The sequence below is a fragment of the Enterobacter sp. CC120223-11 genome, from assembly GCF_900215375.1.
In the GTDB taxonomy this organism is placed as follows: Bacteria; Pseudomonadota; Gammaproteobacteria; order Enterobacterales; family Enterobacteriaceae; genus Scandinavium.
The window spans coordinates 328,404-344,103 of record NZ_OBEF01000002.1 but is presented as its reverse complement, the minus strand read 5'-3'; the positions used below and the strand labels follow the sequence as shown (position 1 = coordinate 344,103).

Sequence of the window (15,700 nt, the reverse complement as noted above, 5' to 3'; positions counted from 1 at the left end):
TCCTGAAGGTTTCCGCGGTTTTAATGGTGTTAATTCCCCAAACAACGCCGAAAATCACATTTCCGGGACGCGGCGGTTCGCCCCCTCTTGTCTGCCCTTCACCTTTGGCTATGTTGACAATTAGTTCATCAAATGTAATTAAAAGGTTAACTATAATGTCGAACACTTTCCGCATCTCTCTGATTACTGCTGCTGTACTTCTCTCTACCTCTGCCATGGCGGGGCTGCCGCAGGGCTACCCGGCGGACTATCAAAAGGTCGTTGATGCCGCCACCAAAGAAGGCAAAGTGGTTATCTATTCCACCACCGACACCAAAGCGGCGGGCCCGCTGATTCAGGGGTTCGAGGCCACCTACCCCGGCATCAAAGTCGAATACAACGACATGAACAGCACCGAGCTGTATAACCGTTTTATCAGTGAGCAGGCCGCAGGCGGCGGCAGCGGCGACGTGGTCTGGAGTTCGTCGATGGACACCGGTCTGAAGCTCGCCACCGACTATGCGCAGGCCTATAAGTCGCCTGAGCAAAGCCAGCTGCCGAAGTGGGCGGTCTGGAACGATAAGGCCTACGGCACCACCTACGAGCCGGTGGTCTTTATCTACAACAAGCGCCTGATCCCGGCGAACGAAGTGCCGGACTCGCACGCCGCGCTGGCGAAGCTGATTGCCGGCCAGGTCGACAAATTCAAAAGCAAAGTCACCACCTACGATATCGAGAAATCCGGCCTCGGCTTTATGCTCTCGGTGCAGGATTTCAAAGCCGATCCGAACTACTTTAAAACTCTCGCCGACGTCGCCAAAGGCGGCTTAGCGGTGCAGTCCTCCACCGGCACCATGATGGAACGCGTCTCCTCCGGCGAAAACCTGATTGGCTTTAACATTCTCGGCTCCTACGCTGAGGCTCGCGCGAAGAACGATCCGTCCCTCGGCATCTCCTATCCGAAGGATTACACCCTCGTGCTTTCCCGCGTGTCGTTCATCAGCTCACAGGCGCAGAACGCCAACGCCGCGAAGCTGTGGCTGGACTATGTGCTGTCTGAGAAAGGCCAGAGCATTCTGGCGAACCAGGCCGATATCCCCTCTATCCGCAACGATATCGAAGGGAAAAATGACATCGACGGCATGACCAAAATGCTTGGCAACGCGCTGAAGCCGATTCCGGTGGACGAAAGCCTGCTCGAATATCTGCAACCGAAAAAACGTCTCGATTACATCAAACAGTGGCGCGAAGCCGCGGCGAAATAACCTTTACGGCAACCTAGGTCTGATTGCCCGGTGGCGGCTCGCGCCTTACCGGACCTACAAACCGTAGGCCGGATAAGCGCAGCGCATCCGGCAAACAGACCTGTTGAGATTTTGCCTCCCAGCCAGACCAGGGATTTTCTATGAATGCATTAACCAGAAAGTGGCAAAGTTTGCCGCGCGGCGTCGTGGTGCTGCTCACCGCGCTCGCCATCTACGTTCCATTGTCGTTTATCGTGATTCAGAGTTTCTTATCGGCACCGTTCTTTTCACCCGCTAAAGAGTGGAGCCTCGAGTCGTTCGGGTTTATTTTCACCGATCCGGATTTCTATAAGGCGCTGAAAAGCGGGTTTATTCTCGCCTTTGGCCTGGTCGCCATCGCCATCCCGCTCGGCGGGATCCTCGCGTTCCTGATGGTGCGCACCGATTTGCCAGGCCGTCGGCTGATTGAGCCACTGATCCTCGTGCCAATTTTTGTTTCGCCGATGGTGTTGGGCTTTGGCTACGTGGTCGCCGCCGGGCCGGTGGGCTTTCTGTCGCTGTGGGCGCAGTCGCTGATTGGCTTCGTGCCGTGGAACATCTACGACATGTCGAGCATCGTGGTGATTGCCGGGCTGACGCACGTGCCGCACGCCTATCTCTACATTTCGTCGGCGCTGCGCAGCGTGGGCTCGGACGTGGAAGAAGCCGCTCGCATCTCCGGCGCTTCACCGTTGCAGGTGATGACCGCCGTCAGCCTGCCGATGGTGCGCCCTTCTATTCTCTACGCCATCGTGCTGCTGTTTTTCCTCGGGCTGGAAGTGTTCGGCCTGATGCTGGTGCTCGGCGATCCGGAAGGCAACATGGTGCTGGCGACTTATCTTTATCAGCTCACCAACAAGCTCGGCACGCCTTCCTATCACCTGATGGCCGCCGTCGCCGTGGTGCTGATCTGCATCACCATCCCGCTGGTGATGCTGCAACGCCGCCTGATGAGCACTGCAAACCGCTTCGTGACCATGAAAGGCAAAGCTTCTCAGGCACGTGCGCTGCCGCTCGGCAAGTGGCGCTGGGTTGCGGGCGCCGTGGTCGCGTTCTGGCTGACGGTCACCATTGGCGTGCCGCTGCTCGGCGTGGTGCTGCGCGCCTTTATCTCTAACTGGGGCGTGGGCGTGTCTGTCTGGGATCAGCTCTCACTCAGCACCTTCCGCACCATCTGGGAACAGCCCAACCTGCTGCGGGCCATCGTCAACTCGATGGCGATCGGCGTGTTCGGCGGGGCGCTGGCCGTGGCCTGCTATCTGTTTGTCGGCATCGCCATGCACCGCAAGCCGGACAACACCACCCGCTTCCTCGACTACAGTGTGCTGGTGCCGCGCGCCGTGCCGGGGCTGCTGGCGGGCCTGGCTTTCCTGTGGGTGTTCCTGTTCCTGCCGATGTGGCTCGATAATGCCCTGAAGTCAGGCTGGCTCTCCGGCATGCCGTGGTCGCAGTGGCTGCGCGACAACCTGATTGTCTGGCTGCGCTCGTTACGCAGCACCATTTTCAGCGTCTGGCTCGCCTACACAGTGGTGTGGATGGCGTATGGCCTGCGGCTGATTTCCTCCACGCTGCTGCAAGTTGGGCCTGAGCTGGAAGAGGCGGCGCGCAGCACCGGTGCCACTCGCGGGCAGATCACCCGCCATGTCACCATTCCACTGTCACGCTATGGCCTGATTGGCTCGTGGCTGCTGATGTTCCTGATTTTTGAGCGTGAATATTCAACCGGCGTGTACCTGCTCTCGCCCGGCACCGAGACGATTGGCTCGATGCTGGTTTCCCTGTGGGCGGCGGGCGCCATTGATATCGTCGCGGCGCTGTCGTTTATCAATATTCTGTTGGTGGTCGTCGGTCTGGGGATTGCCCTTCGTTTTGGAGTGAAATTACATGATTGAATTAGCGGTTGAAAACCTGCACCTGACCTACGGCGACAACCCGGTGCTTAAGGGCGTGTCGATGAACCTGAAGCGCGGCGAAGTGGTCTCCCTGTTGGGCCCTTCCGGCAGCGGTAAAACCACGCTGCTGCGCGCCGTCGCCGGGCTGGAAAAGCCAACGCAGGGGTCGATTGTCATCGGTAAAAACAAAGTCTACGACGGCACGCCGCGCAGCGAGATCCCCGCCGAGGAGCGCAACCTCGGACTGGTGTTTCAGTCCTATGCGCTGTGGCCGCACAAAACCGTATTTGAGAACGTGGCCTACCCGCTGAAGCTGCGAAAAGTAGCCGCGAAGGAGATTACCCAGCGCGTGCAGGCCGTGCTGGATCAGCTTGGCCTGGGACATCTTGGCCAGCGCCATCCGCATATGCTTTCCGGCGGTCAGCAGCAGCGCGTGGCGATTGGCCGGGCGCTGGTGTACAACCCGCCGGTCATTCTGCTCGACGAACCGCTCTCCAACCTCGACGCCAAACTGCGCGAAGAGGCCCGTGTGTTCCTGCGGGAGCTCATTATCAATCTCGGGCTTTCAGCGCTGATGGTGACGCACGATCAGAACGAAGCGATGTCGATTTCCGACCGCATCCTGCTGCTCAACAACGGAAAAATTGAACAACAGGGCACGCCGCAGGAGATGTACGGCTCGCCAAAGACGCTGTTTACGGCTGAATTTATGGGCAGCAACAACCGCCTGCACGGCAAAGTCACTGAAGTGCGCGACGGCAAAGCGCGTATCGAAGGGAGTGGCTGGGTGCTGTGGGGCCAGGCAGGAGAAGGCGTGCAGGCTGGACAAGAAGGCACGGCGGTGATTCGCGTGGAGCGCGTGGCGATTGTGGAAGGCCCTGGCGAAAACCAGCTTGAGCTGCCGCTGCTCACCAGCATGTACCTCGGCGACCGCTGGGAATACCTCTTCCGCACTTCCGGCGATGACTTTGTGATTCGCGCCTACGGCAGTGAAGTTCGCGACCCGCAGCATTGCCATTTATCGCTTCCTGAAAAGGATGTGTGGGTCTTTGCTAAGCAGTAGCTCGCATCATGGAGCTAAGCCTGAGCGCGGGCTTAGCTCATTTTTGTCATCAGAGAAAACACTTTAGGATCGGTCCGAACCCAGCCCCGCCGGGCCTGGCGTATCAAAAATAACCCATTCATTATTCTCTCCCGCCTCGCTTTAGGCTATTGTATGGCCCGCTCCATTCTGGCTAAACACTGTTCGACTTGCCCCTAATTGATTCAAATGAAAAAAATACTGCTCGCTCTTTTGTTCTCTTTGCCCGTTGGGACAACCCTCGCCTCAGACCAGGCAGGCATTCAGGTCACATTGACCATCGTCGCCCCGCCACTGCCGCCCCGCATCAGCGAAGTCCGGATATCAGAAGACCGTATGCTGATTGTGCATGAGTGGTGATCCGGAGCTAACTCAGCGAGTCCTGCACTCGCGATGAATAGTCATGTTTACAGACAGTGTTAACGCCACGGTCAGTGCTTTTCACGCCCGTATGCAGATGAAGCGCTTTGGTTTCATGGACCCAGAAGCTGCCCCCGGCCTGTGCGCGCTCATTAAAAACGGTTGCCCCCGGATACATTTCCCGTAAATACCCGCTGCTCAAACCAAACCATTGACGTGATAGCGTCCTGAACTCCTGAGTCGTTAGCAGCGATGCCCCCAGACGTTGGCACCGCGCACGAGCCATTGTTGCGTTGGCATCGATGCTCCCCGCCCCCGTCAGCCAGGTATTCACGTAAAACGGAAGCGCCTGAGTTTGTCCGGTTTTGTTGTTGCGAAGCATCAGCGTTGTGGCCCGTTCTTCTGCGCTGGGTTGCCTGACCATCCTCAATATGACCCGGCCTTTGTCCGGATTGTGTCGGACTTCCAACCAGTCGCGGCTGGCGCGAATCGTCAGATCGTTCATGTTCAGACGCTCGCTGTTGCTGCTCAGGGTTACCGTCGCGCCAACAAACCCTGAAGACAGCATCTCTGCGGTGCGGTATCCGGGCATGCTCGGTGAGTGGAAACTTATCCATTGGAAATGATCGGCGGTGCCGCGTTTTTTTTCCTCCGCTAACACGGCAAAAGGCACAAGCAGGGGCAAAACAGCAGCGGTAAGCGATAGGGCTTTCATGGCGAGTTGTTCTGTCTTCTTCAGCAAGGAGGAAGAGTCAGATTAGGGCCGTTGTTCAGCAAATAAAGTGAATTTACATACCCTTAATTAATTCTCAATCGACTTAATAAACCGACCAAAGCTGACATAGTGCGTCGAAAAAATTGACGAAAGGTGGGGGGTTCAGGCATAAAAAAAGACGTCAATGGACGTCTGATTATGTCGAAGTGGCACGCCCTACAGGATTCGAACCTGTGACCTACGGCTTAGAAGGCCGGTGCTCTATCCAGCTGAGCTAAGGGCGCACTGAGAAGATAAACTTCGCGGTGTGGAACGCCTGGAATTATACGGTCAAAGCCCGGTGAGTCAATGGCTTTCACCTGCAAACCCCGCTTCTGCTTTCTTCCTGCACACGCACGCCATAACAACTGATTAAACCTTAAACACTTCGCCTAATCTGCCCTTCCCCTGCGAAAAATCTCGCTACGGTTTAAGCCGCGCCTGGTACCGTCGGAATTATCTTATAGCGACAATGCTGCATGGTCATACGTCCAGGGAGGGGAACTATGCGCATTATCCTGCGCAGGGAAAGGCGGCGGCGAAACGTGATGGCGCTTCAGGGGCGTTCGCTTCCTCTGCCGCATAACACGCTGGTTGAACATGGCGCATTGCGCCATCATACGGCCCGTTATAGCGATCGCCGCATTCTGGTGACCCGGGATCGCTATCTTGCCTCTGGCATTCGTCACAGCCCGATTCCGCTTTGCCTGTGCCGAATCTACGAGGATATCAATGAGGCGCTGGCCACCGTCAACCAGACGCAACCGCTGTGCCTCATTGTCGATCTTGAAGACTGTCAGCAGCCCGTTATGTCCCTGCTGGATCAGCTCAGGGATGTACAACACAGAAATCCGGAACTGGATATTGTGTTGATGGCCTCAGAAACCGATCCGGTTTCATACTCGTTTTTACAGCGGGTTTGCCGCTGCCGGATCGTTGATAAGCAAATTGCCTTACCCGGGACTCGCGATGTCCTGCTGGCACCGAGCCTGACGCCTTTATTACCGCAGCGGTTATTTAAAGCCAAAGAGTGGAGCGTGCTGCTCCTCATGGCCAAAGGCCACTCGCTCAGCCACGTTGCCCGTCTGCAGATACGCCCATACCACCGCATTATTTATCGGGTCGGCTGCATTATGACCCTGCTGGGCCTCGGGCATCGTCAACAGCTGCTGCGAGTGCTACAGCGCGTCAGCGCCCTTCGCGATCGTTACCACTCGGGATAACCTGCTGAAGTAGAGGGTTTTTAAGAAATTACTTAAAATAAAGTTAACCAAAAGTTAATCATTAACAAAAACGAAACAATTATAACTATTCCTGGTATTGCAGGTCAGTCGAAACGAACGCTCACTTTTTTCATTAAACCTGGGCATTACTGCTGCTTAATAAGATTTAAGGCTGCCCCGGAGGAGATATCGTCGAGTATAATGTGAGCGCAATGGCAATTCTGGCCCCAGGCACGCGGGTCACGCAGAAGAAATAGCTACCAGATGCTTGCGCAGTCTGGCCGGAGACAATGTCAGGAAAAATGCGCTAATGTGCTCTCCAGAAAGGACTTTTTTTACTGAGCGACTAAACGCAGATAATCTAACAATTTGAAAAAAATTTAACATGTGTACAACAAGCAGTCGCTTGTTTCGTTTTTCCTCGCGACCTGGATACTAAGCATTAACAAATTCATCAACCGCAGAAATTCTCGCCAAAAGAAAATTCCTGGTCTGGAACATTCAGAACATCCTAATAAGTAAAGTTAATTATAACTATCTCAGGCTTTTCCCGGATACATTACAAGGTATAATCAGCGGCAATGAGATTTAATAATAGAACAAGAAAAAAAACCGTCCTGAATAATAGTTAAACGGCGGCATTACTCCGCTCACCAACCTAAGGAAGCCTTCATCACATCAGTGGATAAATAATTAACATTCAGTTCCAATTGAGGCTGCCCACCTTTTTCACAAATGACTGGCCGACCAACCGAGGCGTGTTTTGTTATCCTGACGCATTGCGCTCCCGTGCAATTCCAGGTCATTCACACCTTAAGCAAAGCCAGACCACGCTGCAAACAGAGTTTTCCAGACTCTGCACAAATCTATACATAATCTGAGGAATAGAAAATGAAACCTGCTTCCGTTGTTATTATGGATGAACAACCTATCGTCAGGATGTCGATAGAGGTTCTGCTACGCAAAAACAGTGATATCCGCGTCGTACTCAAATCAGGAAGCGGCATTGAGGTTATTGAATACATTAGAAAAAATCAAACAGACCTGGTCATTGCCGATATCGAACTGCCCGGTACCGATGGTTTTTCCTTATTGAAAAGAATCAACGACATCAGCCCAAAAACCCGGGTTTTATTTTTATCGTCTAAATCTGAGGATTATTATGCGGGTCGCGCCATTCGCGCCGGAGCCAATGGTTTTGTCAGTAAGAGAAAAGATTACAACGACATCTATAAAGCCGTGGAAATGCTGCTTTCGGGTTATTCCTTCTTTCCTTCCGACACCCTCAACTTCCTTAGTAATAATTCCGCTCGCCGTGGAGACATCAACGAACCACCCCTTTCAAATCGTGAAGTCACGGTCCTGCGCTATCTGGTAAATGGTCTGACAAATAAAGAGATAGCCGATCAACTTTTGCTCAGTAACAAAACCATTAGCGCACATAAATCAAATATTTTCTCGAAACTCGGGGTCAATACCATTGTAGAATTGATTGATTACGCCAAATCTCACGAGCTGGTGTAAAGGCGCGCTGCATTCCCGCCGAAATTAGTGGGAATGAGCGACTGATATTAATTGTAATTGATCAGAAAGGTGGCATCCGCATCGGCCTTTCCGGGCTGCGGATCGTCAGCGGTCGAGATGTAGTTGGCATAAAATTGCAGCGTCGCATTCCCCTTGTCATCCACAGCCACCTCTCTGCTTGCCTGCTGTAAAGGCAGGCGGCTGCGATCGGCATCACGCAGCTCAACCGCCACCCGGCTGGCCGCGCTGCTACCGTTTAGCGCCAGCAGCCCAGGGTCGCTGTCATCCGGTTTGCCGGTAAAAGTGATTGACGCAGAGCCCGACGGGCAGCCCGTCAGGCTCAGCGTGAAGGGCACAAGCGAAGTGGTACTGCCCGAGTTGCGCAGCTGTTTGGTCGGCCATCGCCCGAGCTCTACCACCTTGTCGCTGTCGTTCGCCTCAACCACGCAGCTGTAATCCACCACGTTGCCAAACAGCTCAATGTTAATTTCGCCAAGTGATGTGTCAGCCAGCGCCTGATGGCTCACCAGGCCGATTGCCAGCGCCAGCCGGATAAGCATTTTCTTCATCATCCGCCCCTCAATCATAGTCCACACGCAGATACCCTCGTGCCGAAAACTTCCCTTCCGCTGGTTTGTTGCCCGTCACGCTAATAGGCCAGGCGCGGATACCAACCTGCGCCTGAGCGCTGGCGTCCAGGCGGAACGGGATTTTGCTGTTGATATTGTTTGGCGTCAGCGGGTTGCCACTGTTGTCGGCCACGATGAATCCGAGATCCGGGTTGTCTGAAAGCATGGCATTGCCCTGTGATTTTTCCGCCTCAATACGCATGCTCAGATACGCCTGCGACTCGACGTTGGTGCATTTGATGGCAACGGTTTTTTGCTGCGCCGGTACGCTCGCCGGGCGATTGCCCGCCCCGGCCTGGCTGAACAACGATGCCCCGATATCACCAAAATCAAACTGCACCACGGTTCCGGCGTTAATCTCGCAGGTCTGCGGCACGTTGATCGTCCCGCTGTAGCTAATGGTGTAGACCGGCGTGCTCAGCGCATCTCCGCTGTTGGTGGTCACATAAACGGTAAACATCGTCTGTTTTGGGATAACCACCATGTTGATAAAGCGCTTGGTGACCTTGAGACGAAACACCAGATTCGAGTCCTGTACCGGGAAAGGCTTTTGTTTCGGCACGTTTGGGTGAGTGCCCATCTGGATGTAGTTGGCAGGCGGATAAAAGGTGCCCGCCGAGCTGTCGGTTATCTGCATTGCGCCGTTGAGATAATCGTTTAACTTCAAATACTTGAAGTTATTTTCGGTGCTGACGATCGGAAAGCTGGTGACATAGCTTCGTTTCGTGGTGGTGCCCGTGGTGCCGCTCGGGCAAACCGCATTCACCCCTACCCAGCCCGATTTTTGACTGAGCGTAACCACCTGCCCGATCTGGTTGTTGGCGCTGGTAAAGGTGTCCGTCAGATCATAAAACACGTCCGTCGGCACCCCTTTCTCGTTGCGACATACCGTTGCCCAGGCCGGGGTGGAAAGCATCGCGCCCCCCAAAAGTAAAACGGTCAAAACCTTACTGATCACAGCGAACCTCCGTGAGCGTGATCGCCTGTTGCAGGCTCTTTTCGGGAAGCGTGTAGCGGGCACGACACTGCGCCCCCGGCCCGTCGCCCCACTGAATCAACAGCTCACCGCTGAGCGGCAAACCACTTAAGTAGATCTGGCCGTCGTCGCCCACCATGCTGGTGACGCCGCTGGCAGTTTCACGGACGATAGCGCCAAACGGCACCGGCTGCGTGCCCCGGCGAACGGTGATGAGCGCCCTGACGCCAATACGGGTATCAAACGCCGCACGCACGACCGCCCCTTCCGTCGGCACCACGCTGCTGACGTTATTCTCCACGTCGGTGCTGTTGCTCATGGAATTGGTGTCCAGCGCAATTCGGTTGTAGCGATACACCGTGGCGTAAGGCATCACCGCGTAGCCGCGCCAGTCAGTCTTCACGCCGGTCTGGTTTTCGATGCTGACGCCGCTTGCCCCTGGCGCTTTGATCAGCACGTTGGTGTCGCCCAGCGGCTGACTGAAGGTAATGCCGTCGGCGTGGGCCAGAATGCCGCCCGCGGCCTGCCAGTTGAGGGAGTGCCGATCGCGGTCGTAGTTATAGGCCCCGCTGAGCGTGCCGTAGGTTGCCTGCCAGTTGGCGCTGGCGCTGCCGGTGTAACCGCGCCCGCTGGCGTTACCCTGGGTTACGCTGTAGCTCAGGTTGTTGCCGTCCAGCAGCGTGCCGCTGATCCCGCTCTGCCAGCTGTTGTCACCGTCGCTGTTGCGGCTGGCGGAAACCGTGGCGTAAGCGCGATCGAACGCAGAGTTGCGACGTTCAGCACCGTTACTGAAGACGCTGAAAGGCACGGACAGGTTAAACGAGGCGATCCTGTCGGTGCCCGGAATGCCGATCGCGCGGTTCCAGGACATCGACAGCGAATAGCTCACGCCGCGCCAGCCGCCGGAGTAGCCCATCTGATACCAGGTGTTGGTGTCGTCCGTGGCCCAGTAGGTCTGTTCGCTGCCGGAAAGATAGAGCGAGCCGTAATCACCGAGCGACTGCGAGACGTTAATCTGAAAACGCCCTTTTTTGTTTTGCGTCAGGTTGTGGTAGCTGATGATGTCCGGCACGCCGTCATCATTGTTTTTGTCGCTGTACTGGTAGCCACTCATGTTCTTCCACGTCGTGTCATCGAGGGTGAAGAACCCTTTGGTCGAGTAGCGATAGCCGAGCAGCTGGAAGTTAGTGCCGTAGGTATTCAGCGATTTAGCGTAGAGGAAGCGCAGCGACTGCCCGTCGTGGGTGCTGTCATCCACCAGCCGACTGTGGGCATGAGTCAAATCGAGCGAAACCGCGCCCCAGTCGCCGAGGTTTTTCCCGAGGCCAACTGCCAGTGCGGTGTAATTTTCCGCCAGCTGCGTGCCGCCATAAACCGTGTAGCCGTCCTTCAGGCCGCTTATCAGCGTGCCCTGGGCGAAGAACGGCGTCTCCTGCTGGCTGTTGCCAGAGCGGAAATCCCCGGCGACCAGATCGTACTTCCAGCGCCCTTCACGCTGGAGCAGCGGCACGGAGGAGTACGGCACGGTGTAGCGCTGCTGGCTGCCGTCTTTTTCATCCACCGTTACCTCAAGGTCACCGCTCGACGACGTCGGGTTCAGATCGCTGATGGCGAACGCGCCGCTTTGCACGTAGCTCTGATAGACGACGTAGCCGTTCTGCCGAATGGTGATTTTGGCGGGCGTGCGGGCAATGCCGCGCACCGTCGGGGCGAAGCCCTGCATGCTGTCCGGGTACATGCTGTCGGAGGAGTAAATTCGCCCTCCGCGAAAGCCCACGCTGTCGAACACGTCGCTGCCGGTGTTGCTGTCGCCGAGCACCAGCTCGCTTTTCCATGGCACGATCGAGCGCTGTGCCCAGGTCGCGACGTTGCGCCAGTCGTTCTCCTTCTGACCGTTGCCGCTTGAGTAGTTCCACGTCCCGCTGTTACGCAGCCGCCATGCGCCGTAGTTCAGGCCGCTGGTCAGGCTCAGGAAGTAGCTGTCATCGTCGCTGCCGCGGTTGCCGCTAAAGCTGTAGTTGGCGAGCAGCGCGGGAATGCCTTCATCCCACTCCTCAGGCGGAATATAGCCGCGGGCGCTGTTGAACATGGCCACCTGCGGCAGGCTTATTGTCAGCTTCAGCGCCGCGAAATCAAACACCACCTCTGAGCCAGGAATCGTCTTCTCCAGCGCCAGACAAGTATCTTTGTCTTCTTTCATCAGCGCCGGAAAGGCGGCCGTATTGACTCCAAGACGTTTCAGAAATGCAGGCGTAAGACAAGGCGATAACCCACCCGCCGCAGGCTGTGTACCTTCGGCAGGTTTAAAGGCCAGATCTTGTGCGCCCACAAATTCGTCATTGCGCCAGATATCCACGCGGTAGACGCCTTCAGGCTGCTGGTGTCCCTTTTCGAAGCGGGAGAGATCTGCCACGCCTGCGGCATCGTCGGACAAAAACGACGGGTTAAAGTAGCTTTCCGCCTGAACGCCAGGGATCAGCGCCACGCCCGAAAGCGCGAGGGTCAGCAGCTTCAGGCGCGGTATGCGATGAGAGTGGGTTAGCGAAGTCATTACAGAGTCACGCGCCGCGCCGGGGTGATCGCCCCATAGTCATTGACGCTCTGCCAGCTCAGTGCGCCCTGCACGCCCGCAGGCGGCGTAACGGTAGCGCTGCTCTTCGGTGAAATCATCACGTTATCCAGCTTGCGGCCTGCCATTTGCAGATTGACCAGCGTGACGTAATAGGGGGAAGGATTGCTGACGGTGATGGCCGATCCGCTGCGGGTAAAGGTGAGTTTGTCCAGCGCCTGCGCGGGCTGCATCTCTAAATTTTTGGGGCGTACGAACAGCTTGATGCGCGAAAGAATCGCCAGCTGCAGCACGTTCTTGTTCTCGCCGCTCTGTTTGTCCATCGACGGAATGGCCTTCACGTTCAGATAAAACAGCGACTCTTTGTCGGTCGCGAGCGCAGGCCCGGCGTAGATAATACGCAGGGTGTTTTCGCTGTCGGGTTCACTGACGAACAGCGGCGGGGTGATAACGAAGGTTTTCTCTTTCTGACCGCTGGCATTTTCAATCCACGCGTTGATCAGATAGCGCTCCTGCTTATTGCTGTTGCTCAGCGCCAGCGACGTTTGCTTCGCATCCGCCGGATAGATAACCCTTGTGGCACCCAAAGCAATGCCGCCTGCCGCATGGGCAGACAGCATCCCTGCCAGAAAAAGCAGCGGCAGCATCAGCGTTTTTATAATTAAACGATTCATAGTCCATTAACCTGTTTTCTTATTTTCTGACCCGCTCGACGATTTACTGATAAACCAGCGTAAACCAGACGTCGGTAAGTAAATTCCCTGGCACCAGCGGCAATGAAATAACGCGATAGCGGGCGCTGAAATGGACGGTCATTTCCTCGGAGATTATTGGCGAATAATAATCAGGCGGTGCGTTGGGGATAATCAACTGCTGTCGGGCATCAAACAAGGCGAGGCCCAGCCCCGTTTCGCCGGGCATGCCGCTGGCCTTAGAGGTGGCGACAAACACCTGCGGATCTTCCGCTGGGCTCAGCCCCTGAAACGCGATCCCGACAAGGCTTGCCACGTCGCGGCGACATTCCACAAGCTTCAGGGAAAACGGGACGGTTACGGTGGAATAACTCCCCACATCACCAAAATTGTTGCTGCGGTACTGCCCCATTTCGACCCGTAAATCCTGACTTTCCGGGGAGACGGCACAGGCGCTGTTCACCAGCGCGCCGCGAAGATGGACGCTTCCTCCGTCCACCACAACCCTGTGTGCATGCGCGGAAAGTGAGGCCATCAGCAGGGCCAGTAGCGGTAACGTCCGAATCATTCTCTGTTCCCGTGAGTGCTGAAAAGATGCCTCATCCCTGAGGCAAAGCTCATCCTGAGTACGACAGAGGCTTATTCGTATTTCATTACGAAGGTCGCATCGGCGTTAGCCTGACCTGGCTCTGCGGTCGCTGCAGTCGCTTTATAGCGAGCGGTGAAGTGCAGGGTGTTGGTGCCCTGTACGAGGTTCTGTGCGGCAGAGAAGGTGCTGCCGTTCGGGCTCAGGGTTGCGGAAGCATTGTCGAGGATTTCGATACCCACGCCGGTTGCGGTATCGCTGTTATCGCCAGAGGCGACGGCCAGCAGGGTTTTGTCGGTGGCATCAACCTGGCCTGAGAACGCAACGGCTGCGGTGGCGGCAACGGTCGGGTCGCAGTCATTCAGTACGATGTTGAATGGAATTTTAGCGGAAGTATCACCGACGGCGGAGAAAGACGCGGTGCGATACTGGCCCAGATTAACGGTCTGGTTGGAAGAGTCGGTGCTGACCGCACAGGCGGCATTAACCAGCTCACCTTTGAAATGAACGTTGCCGCCATTTACAGTAACCGTATCGGCATTTGCCGCGCCAGCAACGAGGCCCAGGGTCGCAACCAGAGACGCAGCGATTTTGCTAAATTTCATGAGTTTTCCTTGATGATTAATCTAATTATTCACGGAGAAGAAACTATCCGAATATAATTTTCGTCGTTCCTTCAAAACTGAGCGGAAATATCCCCCGCGGCAGTCGCACTAAATTAATCAATTCACCTGATACAAAATACGTATAAAAGCTGCGATAGCCGTTAGCCGCGTCCTAATATCTTTTAGGAAAAGCCCGAGTCAAACGTCATTTCCGGGAAAAGACCTGGTCTATTCAGGGTTTCTGGCACGCCACCTCCTCCAGCGACAGAAAAAAGCAAACGGTGACTGACATCACGGCTGGCTTCTGCCAAAATATGCGCATCCCCTCCTTTCGAACTCGACAGACGGAATCTTCTCTCTGATGGCAGCAAAGATTATTGACGGTAAAACGATTGCGCAGCAGGTACGCTCTGAGGTTGCAGAAAAAGTGAAGGCGCGTATTGCCGCCGGAAAACGCGCCCCAGGATTAGCCGTTGTGCTGGTCGGCAGCAACCCTGCCTCGCAAATTTATGTCGGCAGCAAGCGCAAAGCCTGTGAAGAAGTGGGCTTCATCTCCCGCTCTTACGATCTGCCGGAAACTACCCTGGAAGCTGAGCTGCTGGAGCTTATCGACACCCTGAATGCCGATAACGAAATCGACGGCATTCTGGTTCAGCTGCCGCTGCCTGCGGGTATTGATAACGTCAAAGTGCTGGAGCGCATCGCGCCCGATAAAGACGTAGACGGCTTCCACCCGTATAACGTAGGCCGCCTGTGCCAGCGTGCCCCGCGCCTGCGCCCTTGCACGCCGCGTGGCATCGTGACCCTGCTTGAGCGTTACAACATCGACACCTACGGCCTGAATGCGGTCATCATTGGTGCGTCGAATATCGTTGGTCGCCCGATGAGCATGGAGCTGCTGCTGGCAGGCTGTACCACCACCGTGACCCACCGCTTTACCAAAAACCTGCGTCAGCACGTTGAGAACGCCGATCTGTTGGTCGTGGCAGTCGGTAAACCGGGCTTTATTCCTGGCGAGTGGATTAAGGAAGGCGCAATTGTGGTCGACGTCGGCATTAACCGTCTGGAAAGCGGGAAAGTGGTCGGCGATGTGATTTTTGAAGATGCCGCCGCGCGCGCGTCTTACATCACTCCGGTACCTGGCGGCGTAGGCCCGATGACTGTAGCCACCCTAATCCAGAACACGCTGCAGGCGTGCGAAGAATATCATGATCCAGAGGAAGTAAAATAATGGCCACTTTTTCACTTGGCAAACACCCGCACGTTGAGCTGTGCGATCTGTTAAAACTCGAAGGCTGGAGCGAAAGCGGCGCGCAGGCGAAGCTGTTTATTGCGGACGGCCAGGTCAGCGTTGACGGTGCCGTCGAAACCCGCAAGCGCTGCAAAATTGTTGCAGGCCAGACCGTAAGCTTTGCCGGACAGAGCATTACCGTCACAGCGTAATAAATCGTTTTTGTAGGCCGGATAAGCGTTTAGCGCCATCCGGCTTTTTTTTGCCCGGCGGCACCGCGTTTGCCGGGCCTACAGTTCTCCCTCAGACATGCATT

At 55.7% G+C, this 15,700-nt stretch carries 15 protein-coding genes and 1 tRNA gene; 8 read left to right on the top strand and 8 right to left on the bottom strand.

Going from position 1 to position 15,700, the window contains the following annotated elements; genetic code table 11:
• Positions 1 to 155: 155 nt before the first annotated feature.
• The 4 genes from CRO87_RS03860 to CRO87_RS22665 all read left to right on the top strand — a co-directional run bounded on the left by CRO87_RS03860 (position 156) and on the right by CRO87_RS22665 (position 4,595).
• The gene (locus tag CRO87_RS03860; protein ID WP_097161600.1) at positions 156 to 1,244 is read left to right on the top strand and encodes an ABC transporter substrate-binding protein; all 1,089 of its coding nucleotides are present in this window, start codon (positions 156 to 158) and stop codon (positions 1,242 to 1,244) included.
• Positions 1,245 to 1,384: 140 nt separating this feature from the next.
• Positions 1,385 to 3,154 (top strand): iron ABC transporter permease, encoded by a 1,770-nt coding sequence (locus CRO87_RS03855; RefSeq protein WP_097161599.1) that lies wholly within the window; start codon positions 1,385 to 1,387, stop codon positions 3,152 to 3,154.
• Complete coding sequence (locus CRO87_RS03850; RefSeq protein WP_097161598.1) at positions 3,147 to 4,217, top strand: ABC transporter ATP-binding protein; 1,071 nt, start codon at positions 3,147 to 3,149, stop codon at positions 4,215 to 4,217. The genes CRO87_RS03855 and CRO87_RS03850 overlap by 8 nt, the downstream gene beginning before the upstream one ends.
• Before the next feature lie 207 nt (positions 4,218 to 4,424).
• Positions 4,425 to 4,595, top strand: coding sequence for a hypothetical protein (locus CRO87_RS22665; RefSeq protein ID WP_176504252.1), 171 nt, complete (start codon positions 4,425 to 4,427; stop codon positions 4,593 to 4,595).
• A 7-nt stretch (positions 4,596 to 4,602) separates the two neighbouring features.
• Here CRO87_RS22665 and CRO87_RS03845 read toward each other — a convergent pair whose 3' ends face one another.
• Together CRO87_RS03845 and CRO87_RS03840 are read right to left on the bottom strand one after the other, a co-directional pair.
• A complete protein-coding gene (locus tag CRO87_RS03845) occupies positions 4,603 to 5,310 on the bottom strand; it encodes a hypothetical protein (RefSeq protein ID WP_097161597.1) in 708 nt (235 codons plus the stop codon).
• 207 nt (positions 5,311 to 5,517) lie between these two features.
• Positions 5,518 to 5,594, bottom strand: a tRNA-Arg gene (locus CRO87_RS03840).
• A 261-nt stretch (positions 5,595 to 5,855) separates the two neighbouring features.
• On the opposite strand from CRO87_RS03840, the gene CRO87_RS03835 reads away from it, so the two are divergent.
• Entirely contained in the window at positions 5,856 to 6,572 is a 717-nt protein-coding gene (locus tag CRO87_RS03835; RefSeq protein WP_141398663.1) for a hypothetical protein, read from the top strand.
• Positions 6,573 to 7,463: 891 nt separating this feature from the next.
• Complete coding sequence (gene fimZ / locus CRO87_RS03830) at positions 7,464 to 8,096, top strand: fimbria biosynthesis transcriptional regulator FimZ (RefSeq protein WP_097161595.1); 633 nt, start codon at positions 7,464 to 7,466, stop codon at positions 8,094 to 8,096.
• A 47-nt stretch (positions 8,097 to 8,143) separates the two neighbouring features.
• On the opposite strand, the gene sfmF is transcribed toward fimZ, so the two are convergent.
• The 6 genes from sfmF to fimA all read right to left on the bottom strand — a co-directional run bounded on the left by sfmF (position 8,144) and on the right by fimA (position 14,153).
• Positions 8,144 to 8,665, bottom strand: coding sequence for a fimbria assembly protein (gene sfmF, locus CRO87_RS03825; RefSeq protein WP_097161676.1), 522 nt, complete (start codon positions 8,663 to 8,665; stop codon positions 8,144 to 8,146).
• Between the two features lie 10 nt (positions 8,666 to 8,675).
• Positions 8,676 to 9,680 carry a type 1 fimbria D-mannose specific adhesin FimH gene (gene fimH, locus CRO87_RS03820; RefSeq protein WP_255252479.1) on the bottom strand — a complete coding sequence of 335 codons (1,005 nt, stop codon included), beginning with the start codon at positions 9,678 to 9,680 and terminating at the stop codon, positions 8,676 to 8,678.
• The gene (locus CRO87_RS03815; protein ID WP_097161594.1) at positions 9,673 to 12,252 is read right to left on the bottom strand and encodes a fimbrial biogenesis usher protein; all 2,580 of its coding nucleotides are present in this window, start codon (positions 12,250 to 12,252) and stop codon (positions 9,673 to 9,675) included. Before CRO87_RS03815 ends, fimH begins: the two co-directional genes overlap by 8 nt.
• On the bottom strand, positions 12,252 to 12,944 hold the full coding sequence (gene fimC / locus CRO87_RS03810) for a type 1 fimbria chaperone FimC (protein WP_097161593.1): 693 nt from the start codon (positions 12,942 to 12,944) through the stop codon (positions 12,252 to 12,254). Before fimC ends, CRO87_RS03815 begins: the two co-directional genes overlap by 1 nt.
• Positions 12,945 to 12,987: 43 nt before the next feature.
• Entirely contained in the window at positions 12,988 to 13,530 is a 543-nt protein-coding gene (gene fimI, locus CRO87_RS03805; protein ID WP_097161592.1) for a type 1 fimbrial protein subunit FimI, read from the bottom strand.
• A 71-nt stretch (positions 13,531 to 13,601) separates the two neighbouring features.
• A complete protein-coding gene (fimA, locus tag CRO87_RS03800) occupies positions 13,602 to 14,153 on the bottom strand; it encodes a type 1 fimbrial major subunit FimA (protein WP_097161591.1) in 552 nt (183 codons plus the stop codon).
• A 361-nt stretch (positions 14,154 to 14,514) separates the two neighbouring features.
• On the opposite strand from fimA, the gene folD reads away from it, so the two are divergent.
• Positions 14,515 to 15,384: a bifunctional methylenetetrahydrofolate dehydrogenase/methenyltetrahydrofolate cyclohydrolase FolD gene (gene folD, locus CRO87_RS03795; protein WP_097161590.1), complete on the top strand. Its 870-nt coding sequence runs from the start codon at positions 14,515 to 14,517 to the stop codon at positions 15,382 to 15,384.
• Positions 15,384 to 15,596 carry a ribosome-associated protein YbcJ gene (gene ybcJ / locus CRO87_RS03790; protein WP_097161589.1) on the top strand — a complete coding sequence of 71 codons (213 nt, stop codon included), beginning with the start codon at positions 15,384 to 15,386 and terminating at the stop codon, positions 15,594 to 15,596. Before folD ends, ybcJ begins: the two co-directional genes overlap by 1 nt.
• Positions 15,597 to 15,700 lie beyond the last annotated feature (104 nt).